This window comes from Streptomyces sp. So13.3, assembly GCF_005860785.2.
In the GTDB taxonomy this organism is placed as follows: Bacteria; Actinomycetota; Actinomycetes; order Streptomycetales; family Streptomycetaceae; genus Actinacidiphila; species Actinacidiphila fildesensis.
The window spans coordinates 8256234-8281214 of the sequence record NZ_CP048835.1; the positions used below are offsets into that span (position 1 = coordinate 8256234).

General features: G+C 71.8%; 21 protein-coding genes. 15 read left to right on the top strand and 6 right to left on the bottom strand.

Annotated features, from left to right (window positions below; genetic code table 11):
- Nucleotides 1-49 precede the first annotated feature (49 nt).
- Nucleotides 50-916, bottom strand: a complete 867-nt coding sequence (locus C8250_RS36820) for a thermonuclease family protein (RefSeq protein ID WP_138354167.1) — start codon at nucleotides 914-916, stop codon at nucleotides 50-52.
- A 311-nt stretch (nucleotides 917-1227) separates the two neighbouring features.
- Here C8250_RS36820 and C8250_RS36825 point away from each other — a divergent pair, with 311 nt between their 5' ends.
- Genes C8250_RS36825 through C8250_RS36875 form a run of 11 tightly spaced genes read left to right on the top strand, consistent with a single transcriptional unit; the run spans nucleotide 1228 to nucleotide 14100 of the window.
- Entirely contained in the window at nucleotides 1228-3042 is a 1815-nt protein-coding gene (locus C8250_RS36825) for an acyl-CoA dehydrogenase family protein (protein ID WP_138354166.1), read from the top strand.
- The gene (locus C8250_RS36830) at nucleotides 3036-4844 is read left to right on the top strand and encodes an acyl-CoA dehydrogenase (protein ID WP_138354165.1); all 1809 of its coding nucleotides are present in this window, start codon (nucleotides 3036-3038) and stop codon (nucleotides 4842-4844) included. Before C8250_RS36825 ends, C8250_RS36830 begins: the two co-directional genes overlap by 7 nt.
- A gap of 29 nt (nucleotides 4845-4873) precedes the next feature.
- Nucleotides 4874-5275: an acyl carrier protein gene (locus C8250_RS44980; RefSeq protein ID WP_138354164.1), complete on the top strand. Its 402-nt coding sequence runs from the start codon at nucleotides 4874-4876 to the stop codon at nucleotides 5273-5275.
- Nucleotides 5272-8223, top strand: coding sequence for a type I polyketide synthase (locus C8250_RS36840; RefSeq protein ID WP_138354163.1), 2952 nt, complete (start codon nucleotides 5272-5274; stop codon nucleotides 8221-8223). The genes C8250_RS44980 and C8250_RS36840 overlap by 4 nt, the downstream gene beginning before the upstream one ends.
- Nucleotides 8224-8252: 29 nt before the next feature.
- On the top strand, nucleotides 8253-9281 hold the full coding sequence (locus tag C8250_RS36845; protein WP_138354162.1) for a 3-oxoacyl-ACP synthase III family protein: 1029 nt from the start codon (nucleotides 8253-8255) through the stop codon (nucleotides 9279-9281).
- 37 nt (nucleotides 9282-9318) lie between these two features.
- The gene (locus tag C8250_RS36850; RefSeq protein WP_138354161.1) at nucleotides 9319-9546 is read left to right on the top strand and encodes a phosphopantetheine-binding protein; all 228 of its coding nucleotides are present in this window, start codon (nucleotides 9319-9321) and stop codon (nucleotides 9544-9546) included.
- Nucleotides 9543-10454 carry a 2-oxo acid dehydrogenase subunit E2 gene (locus tag C8250_RS36855; protein ID WP_203673877.1) on the top strand — a complete coding sequence of 304 codons (912 nt, stop codon included), beginning with the start codon at nucleotides 9543-9545 and terminating at the stop codon, nucleotides 10452-10454. The genes C8250_RS36850 and C8250_RS36855 overlap by 4 nt, the downstream gene beginning before the upstream one ends.
- Entirely contained in the window at nucleotides 10447-11274 is an 828-nt protein-coding gene (locus tag C8250_RS36860) for a 4'-phosphopantetheinyl transferase superfamily protein (protein WP_244809605.1), read from the top strand. Before C8250_RS36855 ends, C8250_RS36860 begins: the two co-directional genes overlap by 8 nt.
- Nucleotides 11271-12545, top strand: a complete 1275-nt coding sequence (locus tag C8250_RS36865; protein ID WP_138354159.1) for an FAD-dependent monooxygenase — start codon at nucleotides 11271-11273, stop codon at nucleotides 12543-12545. The genes C8250_RS36860 and C8250_RS36865 overlap by 4 nt, the downstream gene beginning before the upstream one ends.
- On the top strand, nucleotides 12542-13618 hold the full coding sequence (locus C8250_RS36870) for an alpha/beta hydrolase (RefSeq protein ID WP_138354158.1): 1077 nt from the start codon (nucleotides 12542-12544) through the stop codon (nucleotides 13616-13618). The genes C8250_RS36865 and C8250_RS36870 overlap by 4 nt, the downstream gene beginning before the upstream one ends.
- Nucleotides 13618-14100 (top strand): DUF4260 family protein, encoded by a 483-nt coding sequence (locus C8250_RS36875; protein ID WP_187145134.1) that lies wholly within the window; start codon nucleotides 13618-13620, stop codon nucleotides 14098-14100. The genes C8250_RS36870 and C8250_RS36875 overlap by 1 nt, the downstream gene beginning before the upstream one ends.
- Here the strand turns inward: C8250_RS36875 and C8250_RS36880 are convergent.
- On the bottom strand, nucleotides 14090-15259 hold the full coding sequence (locus tag C8250_RS36880; protein WP_244809607.1) for a cytochrome P450: 1170 nt from the start codon (nucleotides 15257-15259) through the stop codon (nucleotides 14090-14092). The genes C8250_RS36875 and C8250_RS36880 overlap by 11 nt on opposite strands.
- A 209-nt stretch (nucleotides 15260-15468) precedes the next feature.
- Here C8250_RS36880 and C8250_RS36885 point away from each other — a divergent pair, with 209 nt between their 5' ends.
- The 3 genes from C8250_RS36885 to C8250_RS36895 all read left to right on the top strand — a co-directional run bounded on the left by C8250_RS36885 (nucleotide 15469) and on the right by C8250_RS36895 (nucleotide 18352).
- On the top strand, nucleotides 15469-15765 hold the full coding sequence (locus tag C8250_RS36885; RefSeq protein WP_138356856.1) for a DUF6059 family protein: 297 nt from the start codon (nucleotides 15469-15471) through the stop codon (nucleotides 15763-15765).
- A 106-nt stretch (nucleotides 15766-15871) separates the two neighbouring features.
- Nucleotides 15872-17599: a fatty acyl-AMP ligase gene (locus tag C8250_RS36890; protein ID WP_138356861.1), complete on the top strand. Its 1728-nt coding sequence runs from the start codon at nucleotides 15872-15874 to the stop codon at nucleotides 17597-17599.
- 147 nt (nucleotides 17600-17746) lie between these two features.
- The gene (locus tag C8250_RS36895) at nucleotides 17747-18352 is read left to right on the top strand and encodes a response regulator transcription factor (protein ID WP_138356855.1); all 606 of its coding nucleotides are present in this window, start codon (nucleotides 17747-17749) and stop codon (nucleotides 18350-18352) included.
- Between the two features lie 16 nt (nucleotides 18353-18368).
- Here the strand turns inward: C8250_RS36895 and C8250_RS36900 are convergent, their stop codons facing one another.
- The 4 genes from C8250_RS36900 to C8250_RS36915 all read right to left on the bottom strand — a co-directional run bounded on the left by C8250_RS36900 (nucleotide 18369) and on the right by C8250_RS36915 (nucleotide 23786).
- Nucleotides 18369-19436 carry a histidine kinase gene (locus C8250_RS36900; RefSeq protein ID WP_232485772.1) on the bottom strand — a complete coding sequence of 356 codons (1068 nt, stop codon included), beginning with the start codon at nucleotides 19434-19436 and terminating at the stop codon, nucleotides 18369-18371.
- Nucleotides 19437-19551: 115 nt separating this feature from the next.
- Complete coding sequence (locus tag C8250_RS36905) at nucleotides 19552-21183, bottom strand: SagB family peptide dehydrogenase (RefSeq protein WP_138356853.1); 1632 nt, start codon at nucleotides 21181-21183, stop codon at nucleotides 19552-19554.
- A 38-nt stretch (nucleotides 21184-21221) separates the two neighbouring features.
- Nucleotides 21222-23504 carry a TOMM precursor leader peptide-binding protein gene (locus C8250_RS36910; RefSeq protein ID WP_138356852.1) on the bottom strand — a complete coding sequence of 761 codons (2283 nt, stop codon included), beginning with the start codon at nucleotides 23502-23504 and terminating at the stop codon, nucleotides 21222-21224.
- Nucleotides 23505-23540: 36 nt separating this feature from the next.
- Nucleotides 23541-23786: a hypothetical protein gene (locus C8250_RS36915; protein ID WP_138356851.1), complete on the bottom strand. Its 246-nt coding sequence runs from the start codon at nucleotides 23784-23786 to the stop codon at nucleotides 23541-23543.
- Between the two features lie 284 nt (nucleotides 23787-24070).
- Between C8250_RS36915 and C8250_RS36920 the strand changes: the two genes are divergently transcribed.
- A complete protein-coding gene (locus tag C8250_RS36920; protein WP_138356850.1) occupies nucleotides 24071-24880 on the top strand; it encodes an AfsR/SARP family transcriptional regulator in 810 nt (269 codons plus the stop codon).
- The last annotated feature ends 101 nt before the right edge of the window (nucleotides 24881-24981 follow it).

Here is a 24981-nt window from a genome sequence, read left to right on the forward strand (position 1 = left end):
ATACGGCGGGAGAGCGGCCACGAACGGCCCTGCCGCGGTCCGGGACGCCTCAGCCCTCGTCGAAGACCAGGTCCTCGGGCGGACGGTTCATCCGCACCGTCTGGCCCGAGACCTCCACCACCGTCTCGAAGCCGGTGTACTGGCCGCGGGACACGATCAGCACGCGGTCGCCCCGCTGGTCCAGGAAGGCGGCGAACCCGGCCAGCGACGGGTCTCCCGCGCCCAGCGCCAGGTAGTCCGCCAGCCGACGGAACAGCTTCGGCATGATCACGGCCTCCGAGGTGATCGACTCCAGGCCGTCGATCCGCGCCCCTGACTGGGTGACGTCCAGCGACCACAGCCCGACGCCCTTGGACCGGGCCGCGTCCACCGCCGCGGTCAGCGCCTGGCGCAGATCCACGTACAGATTCCGGTAGTACGTCGGATAGGCCAGGCCCTCCGCGAGCTGGTGGAAGTTGGCCGTCTCCTCCAGCAGCGCCGCCTCCACCCGGATCCGTTCCCCGCTGGTGCCCGGCGCCGCGCCCTTGCCGACCAGGGCCACGCACCGCCCGTACAGATCGGCGCCGCGGCTGAGGAGGTAGCCGGGCAGCTGCGCCGGCTCCGCCGCGCTCACGGTGCCGTGCCCGTCGCGGGTGACCCCGGTGAAGCCCAGCCAGGACAGCAGCTCCCCGGCGGCCTGGTCGGCGTACGGCGCCGGCTGGTGCAGTTCATGGCCGTGCGCCGGTATGTAGTGCGTCTCCAGGGCGTCGATCGCGTCCAGCCGCAGCTGCGCGCCGCCCGTCGCGTTGCGCTGCACCCGGTGCTTGCCCTCCACCAGGTCCCAGTGCGCCGGATCGGTGGGGTAGAAGCGGATGGAGTCCCCGTCGGGACGGGCTCCGGTGATCCGGTACGTGCCCTCGATGACGAGCATGGGCATGGCGACGCCTCCTCAGCGTGTCCACGTATCCGCCCGGTCGGCGCGGCCGGCTGTCCGCCGCGGGCCGCCCGCGGATCCTCGGTGGATGTCCCGCGCGGTTCCCTTCCCTCCAGCGTGACGCAGAAATCCCGGCGGCACCGGGGACCGGCCGGTAACGGCGGGCTGAATTCTTCTCATCAACCCACAGCGTGGACGCCCCCTTGAGCTGGATTCGAGGGCCGGTACACATCCTCGGACGCATCGCCCGGAGTGACCCGAAAGGAACCTGCTGTGAACGTACGCGCGACGTTCCACAAGCCGGGACGGCGGCCATGGTGACGGTCCTGCGGCGCGCCGGTGCCGGGGAAGGCGCCCTGGCGGTCCCGCAACTGCGCCATTCGTCCTGGGAGCTGGCGGCCCGCTTCGACCGGGAGCTGGGGGACCCGGGCGACCCTGCCACCGTCTTCTCCTACCAGGAAGCCGTCCGGCTGGACGACGCCGAGGAGTTCCCCGACGAGGCGTGCGCCGCCCTCGACGCCTGGGGCCTCGCCGACTACTACGTGCCCGCCGACTACGGCGGGGTGCTCACCGGCTTCGAGGACCTGCAGCAGCTCATCCGGATGCTGGCCCGGCGCGATCTGACGGTCGCCGTCGGACACGGCAAGACCTTCCTCGGCTCGGTGTCGGTGTGGGTCTCAGGCGACCACGCGGCGGCGGTCCGGCTCGGTGCGCTGGTCAAGGCGGGTGCCCGCGTCTCGCTCGGCCTGACGGAGCGCACCCACGGCAGCGACATCATGGCGGGCGAGCTCACCGCGGAACCGGTCGGCCCCGGCTACCGCGTCAACGGCGAGAAGTGGCTGATCAACAACGCCACCCGCGGCCGGCTGCTCAGCCTGCTCGCCCGAACGTCGCCCGTCGGCGGCCCGCGCGGCTTCACCCTGCTCCTCCTCGACAAGGAGGAACTGCCCGAGGAGACCTACCGCTGCCTGCCCAAGGTGCCCACCCACGGCATCCGCGGGGCGGACATCAGCGGCGTCGTCATCCAGGACGCGGTGGTGGGCCCGGAGGCGGTGGTCGGCGGGGCCGGCGGCGGTGCGGAGCTGCTCCTCAAGTCGCTCCAGCTCACCCGGACGCTCTGCCCGTCGCTGTCGCTCGGCGCGGCCGACCACGCGCTGCGGCTGGCCATGGAGTTCGCCAGTGAGCGGGTGCTCTACGGCCGACGGCTGACCGAACTCCCCCTCACCCGGCGCACCCTGGCCGAGGCTTACGCCGACCTGCTGGTCTGCGAGGCGCTGAGCACGGTGGCGACCCGCAGCATCCACGCGCTGCCGAGCGAGCTGAGCGTCACCTCCGCCGTCGCCAAGTACCTCGTGCCGACCATCATCGACGGACAGGTCGCCTCGCTGGGATCCCTGCTGGGCGCACGGTCGTTCCTGTCGGGCGAGTTCGCCCACGGCAGCTTCCAGAAGGTGGCCCGCGACCACCGCATCGTCGGCATCTTCGACGGCAACACCCTCGTCAACCAGTACTCGTTGGTGGCGCAGTTCCGTTCGCTGGCCCGCAACTACCTCGGGCCGCTGGACCACCGCCCGCGGTTGGGCACCCTGTTCAACCTGAGCCGGCCGCTGCCGCCGTTCGACCCCGAGCGGCTCACCCTGCTCTCCCGCTACGGCAGCAGCGTCCTGGGCACCCTGCCCGCCTCCGTGACCCGGCTGGCGGACGCGGCGCTGCTCGACCCCGCGCTCGGCGGCGCCGCCCGGTGCGCCGCGGAACTGCGGGTGGCGGCCGACGCGCTGCACCGCAGGATCGCCCGCCGGATGGAAACGGTGGCGGCCGCGTCACCCGAGAGCTTTACCGACGCACGCAAGTACGGGCTCTGCTTCGCCGGGGCCGCCTGCCTGGGACTGTGGCTGCACAGCCACCGTGAGGCGGAGGCGGGCGGGACCGGCGGGCTCTGGCAGGACGGTCTGTGGCTCGAAGCCGTACTGAACCGGCTGCTGGCCCGCCTGGAGGCGCGCCCGGCCGCGGGCGCCGCGGAGGACCCGCTGTTCGAGCGGCTCTACACACAGCTGACCCAGCAGTACCAGGACGGCAGTCTCTTCTCGTTGCTGCCCTGCCCGATAGCCGAGGGACCGCCATCATGCTGAAGGACAACAGCTCCCGCCCGCAGCCGGGCCCCGTCCCGGACGCCGGACCGGCGCAGCCGGCCGGGCTCCGGTCGGTGGACCCGGCGGAAGTCGCCATCCAGGCCAGGGTCGCCGAACTGGAGCAACTGCTCGGCGACCCCCGCGACCCGGACAACCCCTTCGGGCACGACGCGTTGCTCGCCGCCGACGACCGCAGCGAACTCCTCCCCTCCGCGGAGGACGCGCTCACCGGCTTCGGCCTCAACCACGAGTTCGTGCCGGTGGAACTCGGCGGGCGGCTCGCCCGGGTGGACACCCTCGCCCGGGTGCTGCGACCGGTCTTCCGCCGGGACGCCTCACTCGCGCTGGGCTACGGAGTGACGTCCTTCCTCGCCGCGGTCGCGGTGTGGGCGGCCGGTACGCCCGAGCAGCGCCGCTGGACCGCCGACCTGCTGATGGGCGGCGGCCGGCTGGCCATCGCCTACCACGAGCTGGCACACGGCAACGACTTCGTCCGCAACGAGTTCACCGCGCTCCCCGACGGCACCGGCTTCCGGCTGGACGGCCGCAAGGAAGTGATCAACAACGCCGGGCGCGCCGAGGCCCTCGTCCTGTTCAGCCGCACCGCGAAGGAGGCCGGCGCCCGCAGCCACTCCGTGCTGCTCGTCGACAAGAGCGTGCTCCCCGCCGACCGGTTCGAGCATCTGCCGCGCTACCGCACGGTCGGGGTGAAGGGCTGCGAGATCGGCGGCTTCCACTTCCGTGACTGCCCGCTGCCCGGCGACGCGCTCGTCGGCGGGCTCGGCGAAGGCGTGGAGATCGCCCTGCGGTCCTTCCAGATCACCCGCAGCGCCATTCCCGCGATGGTGCTGGCGGGCGCCGACACGGCGCTGCGCACCGTGGTCGGCTTCGCCGTCGACCGGCAGCTGTACGGCCGTTCGGTACTGGAGATCCCGCACGCCCGGTCCACCGTGGCGGGCGCCTTCACCGACCTGCTGATCTGCGACTCCCTCGCGCTGGCCGCCACCCGGGCGGTCCATCTGCTGCCCGGCCAGACCAGCGTGTACGCGGCGGTGGTGAAGTACCTGGTGCCCAAGTTCCTGCAGGACGCCACCTACGACCTCTCGATCGTGCTGGGCGCCAACTTCTATGTACGCAACGGCGAGTACGGCATCTTCCAGAAGCACGTACGCGACCTGCCGATGACCAGCCTCGGACACGCCGGGACCGCCGCCTGCCAGGCCACGATCATTCCCCAACTGCCGCGGCTGGCCCGCAAGTCGTGGTTCGCCGGCGAACCCGCCCCCGCCTCGCTCTTCCGCAGCTGGGAGGGTCTGCCGCCGCTCGACACGAGCCGGCTGTCGCTCGCGGCGGACGGTGACGCGCTCGCCGCCTCCCTGGTGACCGGGTACGACTGGCTGCGGGCCACCGGCAGCGGGGGGACCGACGCGGCCGCACTGATCGAACTCGTCCGCTCGCTCGTCGAGGAACTGCGCGAACTGCAGGGCGAGTGCACGGAGATGCCGCCCGAGGACCGCACCGTACTGGCCAGCCCGCACGCCTACGCGCTCGCCGACCGGTACGCCCTGGTGCTCGCGGGATCCGCCGTCCTCAACGTATGGCGCGAACAACTGGGGGGCGGCTCGCCGTTCCTGGCCGACCCGGCCTGGCCGACGGCCGCGCTCGCCCGGATCGCCCGGCGGCTGGGGCTGCCCGTCCCGGAACGCACCCGGGACGAGGTGGACTGGCTGCTCGGCGAGGTCCTCGACCGCTACCACGGCGAACGCAGCTACGACCTCTACGACAGCCCCCTGGCCGGTTGAGCGGCACCGAGACACAAGAGGAGTCGGACATGGTGGTTCCCGGCAGCGCTGTCCAGGAGCGGGAGTTTCGCGGGTGGCTCCTGGAGAAGCTCGGCCAGTACCTGCGGCGCCCCCCGGCGGACATCGACATCAGCGTGCCCTTCGCGGAGTACGGCATCGACTCGGTGGCCGCGCTGAGCATCTTCGGTGACATCGAGGACGGATTCGGGCTCTACCTGGAGCCGACGGTGGCCTGGGACCACCCCACGGTGCAGTCCCTCGCCCGCTATCTGGCCTCCGAGTCCGCCCGCAGCGCCACCGGCCCGCTGACGCAGGCCCCTTACGGCGAACCGATCGGCGGGAACCAGGCGGGCGGCGACCCGAGCGACCCCCGCGACACCCCCGGGACGGCGGGCTGGACGCGGAACACCCCGGGAGGTGGACCGCGGTGAACCCGATCGCCGTTCTCGGCCTGGACTGCCGCTTCCCAGGGGCCCCCGACCCGGGGGCGTACTGGGACCTGCTCGCCGCCGGAGCCGACGGGGTCGGGCCGAGACCCGCCTCCCGCCGGGTCGGGGACACCCGGCGGGCGAGTGTGCCCGCGGCCCGGCCCGACGGCGGATTCATCGACGACGCCGACGCGTTCGACCACGCCTTCTTCGGCATCGGCCGCGCCGAGGCCGCCGCCATGGACCCGCAGCAGCGACTGCTGCTGCAGACCGCCTGGCGCGCCCTGGAGGACGCCGGCATCAACCCCAGGGACCTGGCCGGCAGCGGCACCGGGATCTACGTGGGCGCCATGGCCGACGACTGGTCCCGGCTGCGGCTGGCCGACGACGCGGCGATCACCCCGCGCACCGGCACGGGCGCCGGCCGGGCGATCCTCGCCAACCGGCTCTCGTACCAGCTGGATCTGCGCGGTCCGAGCCTCACCGTCGACTCCGCCTGCTCGTCCGCGCTGATCGCCGTGCACCTCGCGATGGGCGCGCTGCTGTCCGGCGAATGCGACATCGCCCTGGCCTGCGGGGTCAACCTGGTGATGTCCGACGTCCTGGACGAGATCTACGGCCAGTCCGGGCTCGCCGCCCCGGACGGCCGCTGCAAACCCTTCGGCGCGCAGGCCAACGGCATCGGCCGGGCCGAGGGCGTCGGCGCCGTCGTCCTGCAGCGACTGGAGGGCGCCCGCGACGAGGGCCGTCCGGTCCGCGCGCTGCTGCTGGGCAGCGCCGTCAACCAGGACGGCCGCAGCAACGGCATCATGGCCCCGTCCCGGCGCGCCCAGCGCGAGGTCATCCAGGCCGCCTGCAAGCGGGCCGGGGTCGAGCCGCAGCGGATCGGCTGGGTCGAGGCGCACGGCACCGGCACCCCGGTCGGCGACCTCATCGAGGCCCGCGCGCTCGGCGACGTGTACGGCGGGCTGCGGCCGGAGCCGTGCGCGATCAGCTCGGTGAAGGGCAACATCGGCCACGCCGAGGGCGCGGCGGGTATCGCGGGCCTGATCAAGGCCGTGCTGGCGCTGGAGCACCGGCTGGTCCCGCCGGTCAGGACCGTGGGCGGCGAGCACCCGGGACTCGACCTGGCGGCGCACGGCCTGCGGCTGCTGACCGAACCGCTGCCGCTGCCCGAGGGCGAGATGCTCGCCGCCGTCTCCAGCTTCGGCATGGGCGGCAGCAACGCCCATGTGGTGCTCTCCTCCGCGCCCCGGCAGACCGCCCCCATCGCCGCCCCGCAGACCAACAACGGTGAGAGCGGTGAGAGCCCGGGGGTGTTCACGCTGACCGCGCCCACGGCCGAGGCGCTGCGCCGCAATCTCGTCGTCCAGGCCCGCTCGCTCGCGGCCCGCGCCCAGGAGCCGGTCACTCCGCTGTGCTGGACCAGCAACCTGACCCGCACCGGCATGGCGTACCGGATCGCGATCCCCGCCGAGGACACCGCCGGGCTCGCCGCCGCCCTGGACGCCGCCGCGGAGGCGGGCGAGGGCGTGCCGGAGCCGCCGGAACCCCCGGTGGTGGCGTTCCTCTTCACCGGCCAGGGCGCCCAGTACCCCGGGATGACGAGCCGGCTGTACCGCGAGTCGCCGCTCTACCGGCACTACCTCGACGAGGCGTCCCGGGCCCTGGAACCGCACCTCGGCGGTTCGATCACCGAGCTGCTGCTCGGCCGTGACGAGCGGGTGCACCGCACCGGCTGGACCCAGCCCGCCGTCTTCGCCGTGCAGTACGCGCTGGCCGGCTACCTGGAGGAGCTGGGCGTGCGGCCCGGCGCCGTACTCGGGCACAGCATCGGCGAGTTCGCGGCGGCCGTCACCGCGGGCGCGCTCGGTCTGGAGGACGCCGCGGCGCTCGTCGCGGCCCGCGGCACCGCCATGGAGGCGCTGCCCGAGGGCGGCGGGATGCTCGCCGTGCGGGCGCACCCCGACGACCTGCGCGAAGTCCTCGCGGGCGAACCGCTGGTGGGTCTGGGCGCCGCCAACGGCGCTGCCGCGTCCGTGCTGTCCGGCGATCTGGCGGGCCTCGCCAGGATCCGCGAACAGCTCGCCGCGCGCGGCGTCGGCTGCACCCCGCTCAAGGTCTCGCACGCCTTCCACTCGGTCCTGATGGAGCCGGTGCTGCCCGGCTTCCGCACGACGGCTGATGGGATCACCGCGGGCGAGCCGCGCATTCCGTTCTTCTCCACCGTCCGCGGCGGCCTGCTCGCCGGACGCCCGCTCGACGCCGACTACTGGTGCGAACACATCACCGGCAGCGTCCGGTTCGCCGACGCCGCCGCCGCGCTGCTCGGCTCCGACGTCACGCATCTCGTCGAACTCGGCCCCAAACCCGTCCTGCTGCCCCTTGCCCGGCGGCTGCCCGGAGGCAGCGGGCTGCCCGGGATCTCGGTCGTCCGTGACGCCCACAGCGGCGCGCTGACCGCGGCCGAGGCGGCGGCCGCGCTCTACACGGCCGGGGTCGACATCCGCTGGGAGCTTCTCTACCGCCCCGAGGACAAGGTGCACGCCCAGCTGGCGCCGCAGAGCTTCGATACCTCGGCCCGGTTCTGGTACGAGCCACCCCGACCCGCGGCGGCGCCGGCCGGCGAACCGGGGAGCCCGGTCCTGTCGCTGGTGCGCGCGGACTCCGGCCCGCGGGCACCCGAGCACGACGGCGGCGGGCTCGCCGAGGCGGTGCGCGAGACGGTCGCCGGGATCACCGGCGCCGAGGAGGGCACCCTGCGCGACGACGACCGGTTCTACGACGACCTGGGCTTCGACTCGGTGATGTTCATGGAGCTCAAGTACCGGCTGGAGGAGGCGGTACCGGCGCTGGGCGAGCTGTCGATCCCGGAGATGATGTCGAGCCTGGTCTCGGTGACGACCCTCATCGGCTACCTGCGTGAGCAGCTCGCCAGGGTCCCCGCCTGATGACCCGGCGCCCGCCCTCGGAGCCCGGCATGCACCTGCTCGCGGCTGCCACCGCGCTGCCCGGCCCGGCGATCGGCAACGAGGTGCTGGCCGGGCGGCTCGGGCTCTCCGCCGAGTGGGTGGAGATGTTCATCGGCACCCGGACCCGGCACTTCGCCGTGGACCTCGCGGGCGGCGTCGGCTGCCTGCTGGCCGACCTGTGCGAACAGGCCGCCGTCCGCAGCCTGGAGCGGGCCGGGCTGACCGTGCGCGACCTCTCCTTCGTGGTGCTGGCCACGGCGACCCCGGACTCCCTGATGCCCACCACGGCCGCCGTCGTCGCCGACCGGCTGGGCGCCGCCGGCATCCCGGCCTACCAGCTGCAGTCGGGCTGCTCCGGCGCCGTCCAGGCGTTCACCCTCGCCGAGGCGCTGCTCGCCCAGCAGCCCGCCGGGCCCGGCGGGCCGTACGGACTGGTCCTCGGCGGGGACGTCTGCGCCAAACACCTGGACCTGGAGCAGGACTTCCGCCGGATGCCGCCCGCCCAGCTCGTCAACTACGTGATCTTCGGCGACGGCGCGGGCGCCGCCGTGGTGAGCGCCGCCCCGGCCCCCGGCAGCGCCGCCTTCCACGGGCTCGGGAACCGGCTGGCCCTGCCGGGCCAGCCACCGGGCCAGCACGTCGAGTGGTACGGCGCCGCCGACCGCGACAGCGCGCTGCCGCCGGTCTCCGAGGACTACAAGGCCGTCGAGTTCCTGGTCCCGGAACTGGCCCAACAGGTCTGCGCCGACCTGCTGGACACCCTCGGCTGGTCGGCGCCCGACCTGGGCTACCTGCTGCCACCGCAGCTCGGCGGTCTGATGACCCGGCGCATCACCGCCGCGCTGCGCGCCGGGCTCGGGGTGGAGAAGGCGGTCGAGATCTCCTGCGTGGCCGACACCGGAAACACCGGTAACGCCCTCGTGCTGAGCCAGCTGGAACAGCTGCTGCCCCTGCTGACCCCAGGAGCGCGGGCGCTGTGCGCCTGCGTCGAGTCCAGTCGGTGGATCTCGGCCGGTTTCGCCCTGGAGGCGTCATGAGGACCGTGCAGGACAACGGAATGAAGGAGGAGGCACAGTGACAGGAGTCGAGGACATGATCACCCTGCTCAACCAGGAACTGGGCCTGTTCCTGCGCCCGGAGGACGCCGGGTCGCCCCTGGACGCGCTCCCGGGCTGGGACTCGCTACTGCTGTTCCGGCTCGTCGCGGTACTGGAGGAGGAGGCCGGGCGGCCGCTGCCGGTCGCCGAGGTCGTCACGGCGGGCACCCTCGCCGAGATCCACGCGCTGGCGGTGGGGCTGTGACGCCCCAGGCCGCGTCGGGTCAGGCCGGGACAGGCCGGACCACGGCACGTCAGGACACCGCGCGGTCCGACCGGGCCCGCCGCCACACCCGGTACTTCCTGCGGTGGGCCCGTGCCGCGGCCCCCGTGCACCTGGGCGCCGACATCGACATGACCGGCGTCCAGGCACACCGGGCCGCGGCCCGTGCCGAGGGCCGCAGGTACTCCGTGGTGAGCTATCTGCTGTACGCCGCCGGCCGGGTACTGGCCGACCACCCGGAGGCCAACGCGACGACGGCCGGCGGTATCGTGCCGCGCACCCTGCGCTACGAACGGGTGCACGCGAAGCTGGCCATCGACAGCGGAACCGCCGACGAGGGCCGGCGCGCGGTGCGCGTGGCGGTGCTGCCCGACGTGGACCGGCTGGACCTGGCCGGAATCCAGCAACTCGTCGACCGCTACCGGAACGGAGCCGCCGAGGACCTGCCGGGAGCGGAGGGGGTGCGCCGGCTCGGCCGGCTGCCCCCGCCGCTCGGGCACCTCGCCTTCCGGACGGCCGTGAGCAGCGGGGCCCGCCGGGCCGAACTGCTCGGGACCGTGGCGGTCAGCTCTCTCGGCCACCGCAGGGTGGACACCTTCCACTCCTACGGTGGTACCGCGGTCACCCTGACCGCGGGCCGGATCGCCGAGGTTCCGGTGGCCCGTGCGACGCGAGTCGCCGTGGCGCCGGTGCTGCGCCTGGGTCTGACCTTCGACCACCGCGTGCTCGACGGCGCGGCGGCCGCCGACGTACTGGACGACCTGGCACTACTCCTGGAGGCATGCGATGCCGCTCTTCCCGGGGGGTGGGACGCCCCCCAACGCCGTTCCGGTGATCGGCCGGCCCATCAGGGTGACCAGTCCGGAAGGCCCGTGGCACCGCGTGGTTGAGGCGCTGGACGAGCGTGGCAGCGTCATGGTCCACGCCCTGCTGTCGGACTGGGTGCCCGAGAACCTCGACGACCCGGAGCTGCGCCCGGTCCTCGGACGGGACTGGCACCGCTACCAGGCGATGCGCCACCACCATGTGCGGGAGCGCTTCGCCGCCTCCCGGCTGCTGCTCAAACACGTGGCGGCGCAGGCGATCCAGGCCCCGCCGGCCACCGTGGAGCTGGCCTACAAGCCCGGTGGCCGCCCGTACCTGCGCGGCTGCGACCAGATCGACATCAGCCTCAGCCACACCGAGGAACTGCTGCTGGTCGGCATCACCCGGCGCGGCTGGATCGGCGTGGACGCCGAGCTGGAGGACCGCTCCATGCTGGTCTCCGGCATCGAACGGCAGGTGTGCACCCCGTACGAGCGCACCATGCTGTCCCAGGTCAGGGAGAGCGACCGCAACCAGGAGATGGTGCGGCTGTGGACGCTGAAGGAGGCGTACAGCAAGGCCATCGGCCAGGGCATGCGGTTCCGGTTCAACGAGTTCGGCTTCGGCCCCAGCGGGCATCCCGTCCAAGTGCTCAGACCGGACGGCTCGCCCGGCACCGGTGAGGAGTGGGCGTTCGGCACCTGCCGCGTCGAAGGCCGCTACACCGCCAGCTGGGCGCTGTACGACGCGGGCTTCGGCGACACCGACGACACCCGGGCCGGCACCATGCTCGACGAGGGCCTGGTCACCGCGCTGCTGCACCAGCCGGCCGAGGCGCCGCAGCCGGCCGCCGAGGCCACCGCCGCGACCGACGTGCCGCTGACCGGAGCCGGAGTGGCGGCATGACCGCCGCCCCGCCGCCCGCCGGGACCGACGTGGTCGTGGTCGGCGGCGGGCCGGCCGGACTCGCGCTGGCCCTCGCACTGGTACGGCTCGGGGTGCGCACGACCGTGCTGGAACGCTCCGCCGGCGGCCGCCGCGACTTCCGCGGCGAGTCGCTGTCCCCGGACGGCGTCCGGCTGCTGGACCGCTGCGGCGTCCTGGAACAATTGCGCGCCATCGCCCTGCCGGTGCGCCGGCTGGAGGTCGCCGACGGCGGCAGGACCGTACTCGACGTCGGCTTCGAGTCCTTCCCCTATCCGTACCGTTTCCCGCTGGAGATCCCGCAGTCCCTGCTGCTCGCGGAGATCGAGGCCGCGGCGCGGTGCCAGGACGGCTTCCGGATGCTGCGCGGCTGGACCGCCAAGGGCCTGCTGTCCGCGGACGGACGGATCACCGGTGTGCGGGCCGCCGGGCCCGGCGGGGTGGAGTGCGAGATCCGCGCCCGGCTCACCGTCGGCGCGGACGGCCGCTACGGCAGGATCCGCAAACTCGCCGAACTCGACGCCCGGGTACGGCCGCTGGACCGGGACGTGATCTGGATGCGGCTGCCGCGCCCCGTCGAGTGGACGGACGCGGCCTACCGGATCCGGATCCGCGGCGACCGGCACGCCCTGCTGCTCCCCGACTCCGGCGGCACTGTCCGGGTGGGCCTCAACATCCCCAAGGGCGGCCTGCGCGAACTGCGCAGATCAGGGCTGGACGCGTTGCACGAACGGCTCGGCGAGCTGGCCCCCGAACTGGCGGAGCCCGCCCGGCAGACGCTGCGGGACTGGTCCGACACCGCGCTGCTGGACATCTTCAGCACCACCGTGCCGCATTGGTCGGCGCCGGGCATCGTGCTGATCGGAGACGCCGCGCACACCCTGTCGCCGGTCCTCGGGCAGGGCGTCAACCACGCCCTCGCCGACGCGACGGCCCTCGCGCCGCTCGCCGCCGCGGCGCTCCACAGCGGGGAACCAGCCGGACTCGACCGCGCCACGGGACAGTTCCAGCGACAGCGGTCCCGCGAGGTGGCCCGCTCCCGGCGGCTGCAACTGCGCCAGGAGCGGATCTTCACCTGGTCGGCCCCGGCCGCCGTGGCGGTGCGCCGCGGCGTCTACCGGGCGCTCGACCGCTCCGCCCGGCTGCGTGCCCGGATGCTGGAGCCGGCGTACTTCGCCGACCAGCGGGCCGAGCGGGCCCGCGGCGCACGGCGTGAGGACCACGACGAGCACGAGCAGGAGGCGCGGACATGACCACACGGCTCGGTGCCGACGACGCCATCGGCCTGGAGGAACTGCGCGGGCTGTCCCTGCTGCACGCACAGGCCCAGGGCATCGAACCCGGCGCCGCCCAGGAGCTGCTGGCCCGGATCACCGAGCCGTGGGGCGACCGTCCGCGCTCCTGGGGACGCGTCTGGAGCGCGGAGGGCGACCGGCTCACCGGCCAGGGACTGCACCTGGAGGCCTCCCGCCACTACGCCATGGCCCGCTTCCCGTACCCCGGGGACGCGCCCCGCCAGGAAGCCCAGCGCCGCTGCGTCGCCGCGTTCGACACCTGGCGGGCGGAACAGGGCGCGGGCATCGAGCGGTTGGAGGTCCCGCTGGAGGACGGCACCGCCGTCTGCTGGACCGCCGGGCTGTCGGCCACCGACCCGAAACCGCTGATCGTCGTCATGGGTGGCATCGTCAGCGTCAAGGAGCAGTGGGCGCCGCTGCTGGTGCACGCCGAGGCGTTCGGTGTCGCGCTCGCCGTCACCGAACTGCCCGGCGTGGGCGAGAACACCGTGCCGTACGGGCCGCGTTCGCCCCGGATGCTCTCCGCGATCCTTGACGCGCTCTCGGGCCGGGCCGATGTCAGCCGCACCGCCGCCATCGCGCTTAGCTTCGGCGGCCATCTCGCGCTGCGCTGCGCCCTGGTGGACTCCCGGCTGGCCTGCGTCGCCACCGTGGGCGCCCCGCTGCGGCTCTTCTTCGAGGACGAGGCCTGGCAGCGCCAGGTGCCCCGCACCACCCTCGCCGCGCTGGCCCACACCACCGGCGTCCCGCCGTCCCTCGTCTTCGGGTACACCCGCGGCTGGGGCCTCACCGACGAGGAGCTCGGCGCGCTGCGGATCCCCGTCCACTACATCGCCGCGCTGCGCGACGAGATCGTGCCGCTGGGCGAGGCCGCCGTGCTCCGCAGAGCGGCCGTCCCGGGCGAGGTGACGGTCCTCGACGACGTGCACGGCGCGCCCGCCCACCTCGACCACACCCGCGGGCTGCTGCTGGGGGCCGCGCTCGCCGCCGCCGCGCCGGCGACGCCCGGCGCGGTACCGGAAGCCGCCTGATGACCCTGAACCCCCGCGGCGCAACCGCCCCGCCGGTCACGCACACCGCCTCGCGGGGCCGGCCCCCGACCCCGCCGTCGGCCCCCGCCACGGCCCGCTGGAGCGGCGCTCCGGCCACCTGGGCGCACCGCCACCCCGTCGGGCGCGCGGTGAGCCTGGCAGTGGGCCTGGGCGCGCTGGGCGGCGCGGTGGCGCTGGGCGGGAGACACGACAAGGTGCTGTGGTTCTGCGCGGTGGCGCCGGACACCGCCCTGCTGCTCGGCATCGCCGGAGCGCCCACCTGGCACCGGATGCCGTCCTACGCGGTGCGCCCGTACAACGTGCTGCACTCGCCCGCGGTCCCGGCCGTCCTGCTGACGGCGGCGGCGCTCACCGGGCGCCGCCGCCTCGCCGTCGCGGGCCTCGCCTGGCTCGGGCACATCGGCTGGGACCGCGCCTGCGGTTACGGACCGCGGGACGCGGCCGGCTACGTCACCAGGTGACCGGCAGCGCCGTCAGCCGGTTCACCAGCAGTCCGGTGTGCATCGTGATGTCCTGCTCGGGAACGGCCAGCCGCAGCTTCGGCAGCGCGCGCGCCAGCGTCGTCAGAGCGATCTCCAGTTCGGCGCGGGCCAGCGGCGCGCCCAGGCAGTGGTGCACACCGTGACCGAACGCCAGATGCGACGGGCCGGGCCGGCCGGGGCGGAAGCTGTCCGCGTCCGGGAAGACCCGCTCGTCGCGGTTGGCGGAGCAGATCGACGCGATGACGGCGCTGTTGGCGGGGATCGGCACGCCCGCGACCTCGGTGTCCCGCAGCGTCACGCGCAGCGGGCCGCCGTCGCCCATCGGGTTGTAGCGGAGCAGTTCCTCCACCACGGAGGCGGGCCGGCGCAGCAGCGCCGCGAAGCCGTCCGGCTCGCGCAGCAGGGTGAACGCGCAGGTGCCGATCATTCCGGCGGTCGTCTCGTGCCCCGCGACCAGCAGCGTCATCGCCATCGTGAGGAGTTCCAGATGACTGAGGCTGCCGTGCTCGTCGTGCGCCTGCACCAGCGCGCTGAGCAGATCGTCGCCGGGCTCGAGGCGCTTGGCGCCGACCAGGTCCGCGAGATACCCCACCAGTTCGTCGCGGTTGGCCCGCATCACCTCGGGGGAGTGCGCGGTGAGCGACAGCAGCGCGTCGGACCAGCCGCGGAAGCGGTCCCGGTCCTCGTAGGGCACCCCCAGCAGTTCGCAGATGACGAAGGCGGGCAGCGGGAACGCGTAGGCGCCGATGAGGTCGACGCCCTCGCCCGCGGTGATCATCTCGTCGACGAGCCGCTCGGCGGCCTGCTCGATCCGCGGCCGCAGCGCGCGCACCCGGCCCGCGGTGAACTCGGCGGTGACCAGGGCCCGCAGACGGGTGTGCTCGGGCGGGTCCAGGGTGAACAGACCGCCGGCGTCGAACGGCATCGCGGTCAGTTTCGGCGCCTCAGGGAGGACGGTGGCCGCTCGGCTGAAGTCGGCGCCGCCGAGCACTTCACGGACATCCTCGTAGCGGCTCACCAGATATCCCGGGTCGCCACTGGGCAGGGTGACCCGGGCGACCGGGCAGCCCGCGCGGAGTTCCTCGTAGGCCGGTGGCACCTGCGTCGCGGACGGCCGGGGCGGCGGGTAGGTGGTCACAGTGACACTCCTCGGGGGCGGTGGAGCGCCGGAGCGCGCCCCGGCCGAGCGTCCGCCGCCGGGCTCGTGATCCGGTCGACGTCCCGTCAAGGAGATCCGGTGGAACCGGATCAGAACTTCCATGACTCGTGCTGGAGTCGTCCTTGAGCGGCTGCGGACACCATGGACGCAGCGCCGGACGGAGGCGCGGAATCCCACGGAGGCCTTAGATGAGCCAGCTCGCCAAGTGGTCTGTCACCTACTTCCTGGGCCCGGTCTACCGGGCGTTGGTGACCTACGGGACGTTCTACGTGCCCATCACCCCGTACCTCTACCCGTCGGGCCGGACCGCGGGGCTGGGACGGCAGCAGCGTAAGCCGGGCCACGACTACGCAGACCCGATCGCCGGCTACGCGGGCCCTGCCGACGGGCACCCGGAGACGGTCCGTCCGGACGTCCCGCTGAGTGCCTTCGAACGGGAAGCCGCCCGCCAGCTGGGCCTTGTCCACGAGTTCGAACGCCCCTGACCACTCAGGTTCAAGGCGGGTTTGAGGCGACGAGCTCATTCTGACCCCGTACGGCGACGCCAACGGGGGAGCAGCCTTGTCTGGACAAGCGGACTTCGCAGAATTAGTGCGGCAGCAAGCGCAGGCGCGGACCGGCCAAGAGGCCTTCGCCTTCACCGGGGAGGGACGCGACGGGGCCGCGACCGTCGACCGGATCACCTACGGCCGCCTCGACCGGGAGGCCCGGCGGCTGGGCGCCTGGCTGCAGGACCACAACGCGGCCGGTAAGCGGGTGTTGATACTCCAGGACCAGGGTCCGCTGTTCATCGCCTGCTTCCTCGGCTGTCTGTACGCCGGAGCGGTCGCGGTGCCCGCCCCGCCACCCGGCGGCACCCGCCGGCACATCGAACGCGTGGCCGGCATCGTGAAGGACTCCGCCGCGTCGTTCGCCCTCACCGACTCCCGGCACGCGCCGGTCATCTCCCAGCTGCTGGCCGAGGCCGGCCACGGCGACGTGGTGTGCCTGGCGACCGACGCGCTGCCCGCCGACGCCATCGCGCCGGCCGACCCGGACGACTGGCGGCGCCCGGACCTCTCGCTGGACGACCTCGCCTTCCTGCAGTACACCTCGGGCTCCACCAGCGAGCCCAAGGGCGTGATGATCTCGCACCGCAATCTGCTCGCCAACCAGCGGGCGATCCAGCGGGCGATGGGCACCGGGGCCCGGTCCAGGATCGGCGGCTGGCTGCCCTTCCACCACGACATGGGCCTGGTCGGCCATCTGCTGCACCCGCTGTGGCTGGGCGCGCAGGGCGTGATCATGCCGGCGATGAGCTTCGTACGGCGTCCGGTGCGCTGGCTGCAGATGGTCTCGGAGTACGGGATCACCACCGGCGGGGGCCCCAACTTCGCCTATGAGCTGTGCGTACAGCGCGTCACCGACGAGCAGGTCGCCGAACTGGACCTCTCCCGCTGGGAGAACGCCGTCAACGGGGCCGAGCCGGTGCGGGCGGAGACGCTGTGCGCCTTCGCCGAGAAGTTCAAGCCCGCCGGTCTCGACCCTTCCGCGCTCTACCCCTGCTACGGCATGGCGGAGGCGACGCTGCTGGTGTCCGGCGGCATCCCCGGCAGCCGGGCGCCCCAACTGCCGGTGGACGCCGGCGCGCTGGAGCGGCACCGGCTGGAGGACCCCATGCCCGGCCGGTCCGTCCGCACCCTCGTCGGCTCCGGTCTGGTCCGGGACTTCGACCTGCGGATCGTCGACCCGGAGAGCGGCCGGGTGAAGATGCCCGGGGCGATAGGCGAGATCTGGATCCGTGGCGACAGCGTCGCCCAGGGGTACTGGAACCGGCCGGCGGAGACCGCGTACTCATTCCAGGCGGTCACCTCGACCGGTGAGAGCGGCTTCCTGCGCACCGGAGACCTCGGAGTGGTGCGGGACGGCGAGCTGTTCGTCACCGGCCGGCTGAAGGACGTCATGATCGTCGCCGGGCGCAATCTGTACCCGCAGGACGTGGAGCGCACCGTGCAGCGGGTGAGCGCCCTGTTCAGCTCGACGGTGGTCTTCGCCGTCGACTCCGACCGCGAGCATGTGGTGGTCGTCCAGGAGGTGAGGTCAGGGCGCACCTTCGACGCGGATCTGCCCGGCCTGGTGTCGGCGGTCCAGCAGAGCGTGTCGCGGGAGTTCGCGATGCCGGTGCGGAACGTGGTGCTGGTCCGGCCCGGGACGGTCCGCCGGACCACCAGCGGAAAGCTGCAACGCGCCGCCATGCGCCAGCTGTTCCTCACCGACCGGCTCCGCCCCCTGCACGAGGTCGTCGACCCGGACCTCAAACGTCTGGTGCGGCACGGGTAGGACCGGCTCAGGACCGGGCCGGAGGTCGTTTCCTGCGACCATTGGTATCGGCCGTTCACGTAATCTGCTCATCCGTATGCCTAACGTGGCTGAATCTGCGATCCTGTGACCCGGAAGTTGGCAGTTGGGAGCCGGGAGGCGCGACGCATGATTCACGTTCTCCTCGCGGAGGACATGCACATGGTCCGCGGTGCGCTGGTCGCCCTGCTGAACCTCGAGGTCGACATCAAGGTCATCGCGGAGGTCGAGTCCGGGGACGAGATCGTGCCCACCTCCGTTCGGACACGCCCCGATGTGGCAGTGATCGACATCGACCTGCCGGGCATCGACGGTCTGACCGCCGCCGCGGACCTGCATGAGCAGATGCCGTCGTGCCGGACGTTGATCCTCACGAGCCTCGGCAGACCCGGCAACCTCCGCCGGGCCCTGGACGCGCATGTCTCCGGTTTCATCCTCAAGGACGCGCCGCCGGCCAAACTGGCCCAGGCGATCCGCAGCGTGCGCGCCGGAGAGCGGGTGATCGACTCCCAACTGGCCCTGGCCGCCTGGGACACCGGCGAGAACCCGCTCACCCGGCGGGAGGTCGAAGTCCTCCGGCTCACCGCCAACGGTGCGGAGGCGGTGGAAATAGCCGCCCGGCTGTTCCTGTCGGTCGGCACGGTCCGCAACTATCTGACGACGATTCTCGCCAAGCTCAACGCGCGTAACAAGGTCGACGCCATCAGGATCGCCCGCGACGCCGGTTGGCTGTAACGGCCCGGCGTGAGCTCTACGCCGCCGCGCCACTCAGCGGTACCAGGGCGGTCAGCCGGAACCAGCCGTCCTCGGCGGCCGCGGCGTTGAGCGTGCCGCCCAGCTCGCCGAGTCTCGTACAGAGGTTGTCGAGGCCCCTGCCGTCGCGCCGGGCGGTGACGGACGGGGAGGTGTTGAGCCCGTCGTTCTCCACCCGCAGGCGCACCACGCCCTTGTCCAGGATCGCTTCTATGACGCAGTTCTGCGCCTTGCTGTGCCGCAGCAGATTCGACACCCCCTCACGCAGCACGGTGGAGAGCACGGTGTTGACCCGGTCCTCGAGCGGGCCGCAGTCGACGGTCACGACGGTGGCTATGTCGGCCGAGACCAGCACGGCCCGGGTGGCGGCTATCTCGGCGGCCAGCGACATGTCGCGGTAACTGCTCGCCACCATGCGGACGTCGGACAGTGCCTGGCGGGAGATGGCCAGCATCGTCGAGATCTCCTCACAGGCGCGTTCCGGGTGGCTGTTGACCAGCCGGTAGACGAGCTCCCCCTTGAGGGTGATCGCGGAGAGGCTGTAGCCGAGCAGATCGTGCAGATCCCTGGCGACCCGGTCCCGCTCCCGGGCCACCGCCAGCCGGGCGAGTTCGGCGCGGGCGGCCTGTACCTCCACCAGCAGGTCTCCCAGCCGGGTGAGGCCGAAGACGGAGAGGCCGATGGTGCCGACACCACACGCGTAGTAGAAGGCGCTGAACCCGTCGGACCCGAGGTGCTGTTCGATGAAGAACATGCTGATCGCCACGGCCGACGCGCTGAGCCAGGAGACTTTGCCACGAAGGAACAACAGGAGTGATCCGGCGAAGTAGCCCGGCATCCCCACCCAGCTGTCCTTCAGGATCAAGAAGGGGATATAGGTGAGCAGCCCCTGCATCGACAGCGTCCAGATCCAGTAACGAGGTCTGTCACCGCCCCGATTGGGGAGGGAATGGAGGTTCTGCAGCAGGAATAGCGCAACGAGTATGCCGGCGCCCCATGCCATCTCCGAAGTCGGCACCTGGCGGGCCAGCATGCTGACGATTCCCAGCAGCAGATACCCCAGCATGGTCAAGGCCACGATCGCCCGGCCGAGCCGGGGCACAGGAATGTCGCCCCCTGGAAAATCGTGTTCTACCTGCCCCCGTACACCGACCATTACCTGTCTCCCCTGCAGCAATGGATCAGCGGTCATCGTGCTGAGCACCAGGCCGTGCCGGAAGACTACTCGCTACAGGCTGAACATGACCTGCTGTTGCCGCGCATCGTTCGCCCCAATCACTGTCATTGACGGGGTATCCCATGGCACTTTCTGCCTCCGCGGAGGTGTCGTCCGGTGCCAGCGGGCCGAGAAGGAGCTCGCCGATACTGGATTCCTCGCGCCAGTCCAGTCCGAAGGCCTGCGCCGACGTTTCGATGTCTCCGCTGCCCAGCGGCAGGGGAGCGAGCCGCATCGCCGTGGCGACCAAGCACATCGTCTGCTGGACCACGCCCACATGCTTGAGCGCGAGGGCGTACCACATACCGCTGTACTTCCATGACAACCTGCGGAAGCGGGCGGTGATGGTGATCAGGACCTGTGGCGTCGTGGTCATACCCGCGGCGGCGCTCGCCTGTGCGAGCAGTTCGGCAGCGGAGTTCGACGGGTCGTCCAGCCGTACCAGACAGTGGCCGTAGGGGTCGTAATAGTAATTGCCGGCCGCCAGTCCCACGCAGCGGCTGAGAGTGATGTAGCACTCCAGCTCATAGGCCGATCCGCCACTCGGATAAGGACGGCTACTGGCGGGATAGGAGGCGGGCTCCAGACCGATGCTGCTGTAGAGGGAACGGATGCGCGCTATCCGGTAGAGGAACTCACCCAGTTGCCGATCACTGAGCGGCTCCTCCGCATAGGTGCGGGTGGACCGGCGGGTCTCCAGTACCGCGGTCAGCGGCGGGTCCGCCGCCAGCACCGTGTCGAGATCGGGCCGGTACAGCGGGATGCGTACGCCGTCGGGCGCGCTCTTGACCGCCGGTTCCGGGGACAGCTGTCCGAGATAGGGGAAAGTGGCCCCGAAGTCGCCGTCATGGCGGCCGAGCCGGGTGCGGGTGTGGAAGAGCAGTTCGTTCGGGGTCCAGGTGATGAGCGAGGGATCGTGGTCCTCGGCGAAGACCACCACCCCGTTCCCGTCCTGTTCGCCGAGCGTGACCATGCCGGCGGCGGCGAGGTAGGCGATGATGTCCGCCACCACGCCCTCCGCCACCGGCAGCGCGGCCGTTGCCGCTTTCAGAGTGGTCGCCTTGCCGAGCACCCCGATCACCCAGGCCGCCTCGGGCCGGCGGAACTGCGCCCGGTGCAGGGACAGCGCCGAGTCCAGGACCAGCAGCTCGTCCTTGGTCTGCAGTACGGCGAACCGGGAGAGTCTGATCGGCTGGTCGGGCGGCACCGCCCGGATGTCCAGCCGGGCGCCGCGGGCGATCGGGACCATGTCCAGGAGTTGCGGTTCGGTGTCGTCCAGGCCCAGCGAGCGGACGACGAGGTAGGAGACGCTGTCGAGGAGTGTGAGCAGGCGGGCCCGGTCGCTCGCGGTGATCTCGCCGTGCGGCCGGGGGGTGGCGCGCAGGATGTTCTCCAGGTCCACCGGCCCGAAGCTCATCCTGCGCAGCGATTCGTAGACCAGCTCATCGGGACCGGTCAGGAGCACGTCCCCCCACCGGCTGTGCAGCACCGCCCCGCCGGCGGAGGATGCCCGTTCCAGATGGACGTCCTCCCGTAGCGACCACAAGGAGACCCTGCGCAGGTCGGTGCCTACGTCCGGGCGTGGTTCTGAATGCACAGGAGGTCTCCTTCGGATGCGGTGTTGCGGACGCGATGTCAGAGGAAGAGAGGAACCGGATTGAGGTTCTCGTACCCCAGCGGCGTCGTGCGACGGCCGAGCAGGACCGGAACGTCGAACAGGCGGCCCGGTGCGAAGCGGGCCCAGAAGTGGCGCAGCCCCGGCACGATGACCTTGACGACCGGCAGGCCGATGTCGGGCCGCGTCTGATCGAGGACGAGCAGTTCCATTCCCTTGGCCTCCACCAGACGCTGGATTCCCATGACGTCGTCGAGCAGGTCCGGATGGGCGGTGTACGGGTAGTCGTCCGGGGTGGACATCGGAGCCAGCGGATCAGGCAGCAGATACGGTTGGTTGGCGACGGTGGCGGTACGGCACCAATCCAGGATGTCGTTGCCCGAACACTCGTAACCCCCGCCGTCCGGTCGGGCGTTCATGACAAAGGGCAGCATCTGGTCGAGCTCGGTGAGTGCCCGGCGCAGCGCGACACGCATGTCGAAGTGGGCGCCGAGCCCGATCACGATGTCCTCGTCCTCCTTGTCCGTACGCCGGGACAGGGCCGCAACCGCGGGGATGCCGAAGTCGGCGGTCAGGTCCAGGGCCCACAGCTCGCGGTTCCGGCCCGCGTACAGGGAGCGCCGCTCGGCGATCCAGGGCTCCTCGAACGCGCTGAGACTGAGCCCCGGATGGCGGGTGCGGTTGTACCACCACAGGGCCGTCGAATCGCGCTCCACGAGTTCGAGGAAGCCCTGCACGATGGCGTCCTCCAGGCTGCTTCCGGCCGCACACCCGTTGGAGTCGGCCGAGCAGAAGCCGCCGGAGGATTCGGGGGTGTTGTAGTACAGCATGCTGGTCGGCAGCAGCCGCTGCCGCTGCTCGGTGAGCGACCAGACCGGTGTCCAGTCCACGTCGGCGGTGACGTCGAACTCCTCGTTCACCTGTTGGAAGTCCCCGTGCGCAGCGTTCCAGCGGTCCCGGTCCGCGTACTGGCGCTCGTCGAAGAGCTGGCAGCGGTTCGGGTGGATGGCCGGCTCGCCGAGGTTCCGCAGCGAATCGCGTACGCGCAGTTCCTCGCCGGTGAACACACCGGAGAACCTCTCGAGCGCCTCGCACAGCGCCCCGACCTCGGCCTCCACCGAGGTCACACCTTTGCCGGCGCTCATACCGCGGAAGCCGTGCCGCAAGGAGCGCAGCCCCGGCGTCCCCAGCGCCATGTTGTGGCCCGCCCGGTACACCTGGAGTCCGGGTGGCGCGGCCGGGTCGGGGTCGAGCCGGCTCACCACCCCGGTCAGCGGGCTGACCTGCGTCCGGTAGCGGGCCAGGACGTTCTCGGGAGAGGCGGACCGGTCGCCGCTGCCGTTCGCGTACGCCTTGGAACGCGAACGCAACGGCAGCGGACGTCCGATCCGTTCGGTACTGAGAGAGGGATCCCCGCAGAAGGCGCACTGCGGGCGGCGCTGTACCGCGTGATGACGGGCCGTCATCGTGAAGTTGTCCAGGGTCAGTACGGACTGCTGCCCGTGGTAGCGGTGCCCGGCCATCCATTTCGCCGCTTCGAGAGCCACCATGTGCAGTCCCACCCCCTGGCTCGGGGGTATGGAGGCCTGCGGAATCAGCAGTGGACCGGAACGCCCCAACGTGCGCTGGACGTGATTCTCCACTTCCCGGTGACCGCGCAGTCGGTGGGCGAGGCAGTTCCAGCACGGGCCCTCACCCGGCTGGAACACGGGGCCGAGCCAGATGTCGGCCCCGTGCGGCTTCGCCAGCAGCCACGGCCGTCCGGCCGCGCGATGCGATGCGTCGACCGCGGCCAGTTCGCTGGCCAGGTAGTCGTCGCAGACCACGACGGACAGGTCGGCGCCCGGGATTCCGCAGCTGGACCCCGTCACCGCGGAGGTGGCGTGGACCGACACCCCGGTGGCCTGCAGCGCGGCCCTTACCGCGCTGCCGTCGACCGCGCCGACCGTGAGAATGCGAACCGATCCGTCCGCCAGCCGGGCCGCGGTCTGCGCGCCGTCGAGCCCGGCCAGTTCCCAGAACGCGAGCCCCGTCCTGGCCGGGTTCTCCAACGTGCGTGCGGTACGCCGGAAGTCGACCAGTGCGGCATTGGCGAGTTGGGCCAGTACGTATCCGATTTGCTCCGGGGCGAGTTCCCGTCCGGCGTCCCGGATTATCTCGTTGATTCCCCGGCGGCCGTCCATGAGCGGAGCCATGAGCTCCAACTGCGGACAGTCGATCATCTTCACGTCCCGCTCGGAGAAGAGATATGTCCCCTCGCCCGGTATTACCTCAGCGCGCAGATGAGCCTTGAACTCCGTCATAGCAGCATCCCCCTGTGCCGGCACGGTTTTAGTGGATCATCCCTTGGCGCAGAAACAACTGACGGAGCCGCGTGCCTTCATCTCTCCCGTGAAGTCCTCGATCACCAGCGCCAGTTGCGGTGCCGGCGGGAGGGCGGGGGTGCTGACGTCGCCGGCGACGTGCAAGCCGAACTCGGCGAGTACCTGGGAGGGGTTCTGTGCGTACCGGAGGCTTAAGGCCGGCTCGATCCAACTGAGCGCCACCAGCTCCGCGAAGCGCCAGTCCTGCTCTATTGCGTCCATTCTCGTTCTCCAGTTCTGTGACCTGTTCATGGCCGGTTGATGCGTTCCTGGCGGTACACCGAGGAGTGTGCGGCTGAAAATCGGGCAGCGAACAGTGGGTCGGTCATGGAACTCATGTGAAGATTTCATGATCTCGGAATCCCGCCCTCCCCTGAAACCCGTGAAGATCTCACTGTTCAGGTCAATGCCCTCGATGGGAACCTTTGCTCGTGCTCCTATGTGCGCAGCGATCGCCGGGTCGAGACGACACAACGGCGGCGTGGAACGGGGAGAGGACGGCACCGATGGAGATCAACGTCTTGGGACCATTGACGGCGAGCGAAGCCGGCACTTCGATTGTGCCGAGCGCCGCCAAGCCGCGGCAGATCCTGGCCGTTCTCGCTCTGAACGCCAACCATGTCGTGACTGTCGCCAGGTTGATGGAGGAGCTGTGGGGTTCCGATCTGCCGCGCAGTGCTCCGACGACGCTGCAGACGTACATTCTGCAGCTCCGCCGGAAACTGAGCGCGGCGCTGGGGTCGGTCACCGGAGCGAAGGACGTGCTGGCCACCCGGCACAGCGGCTATCAGCTGAGCATGGACTCCGCGGCCATCGACGCCTGGCAGTTCGACCAGCTGACGGTGGCGGGATACGCGGCCTACGAGGCCGGGGACGTCGCCCGGGCCTCCCGCCGGCTGAGCGATGCGCTGAACCTGTGGCGGGGGCCGGCGCTGGTCGACCTGCAGCACGGAACGCTGCTCGAGGTCGAGGTCATGCGGCTGAGGGAAAGCCGCCTCGCGGCGCTGGAGCGCCGGCTCGACGCCGACCTGGCCATGCGCCGGCATCATGAGTTGCTCGGCGAACTGGCCGGTCTGACCGCGGAATTCCCGCTGCACGAGAACCTGCACGCACAATTCATGCTGGCGCTCTACCGGTGCGGCCGCCCTTCGCAGGCGCTCGAGGCATTTCGCCGGCTGCGGTCCGGTCTCGTGGACGAGCTGGGGCTCGAGCCTTCCGCCCGGGTGCAGCGCCTGCAACGGGCGATTCTCTCCGCGGACCCGGTACTCGACGGGGTTCACCCCGGCGCGGTGGTCGGAGTGGCGAGTATCGGCTGAGGCCCGGCCGGCTGCTCCAGCCTGCGTCCAGTGACCTTCCAGGCGGCCTGTGGACGATCGCGGCATCCGTCCGGATGCGGGCGGAACAAGTCCAGGAGGCG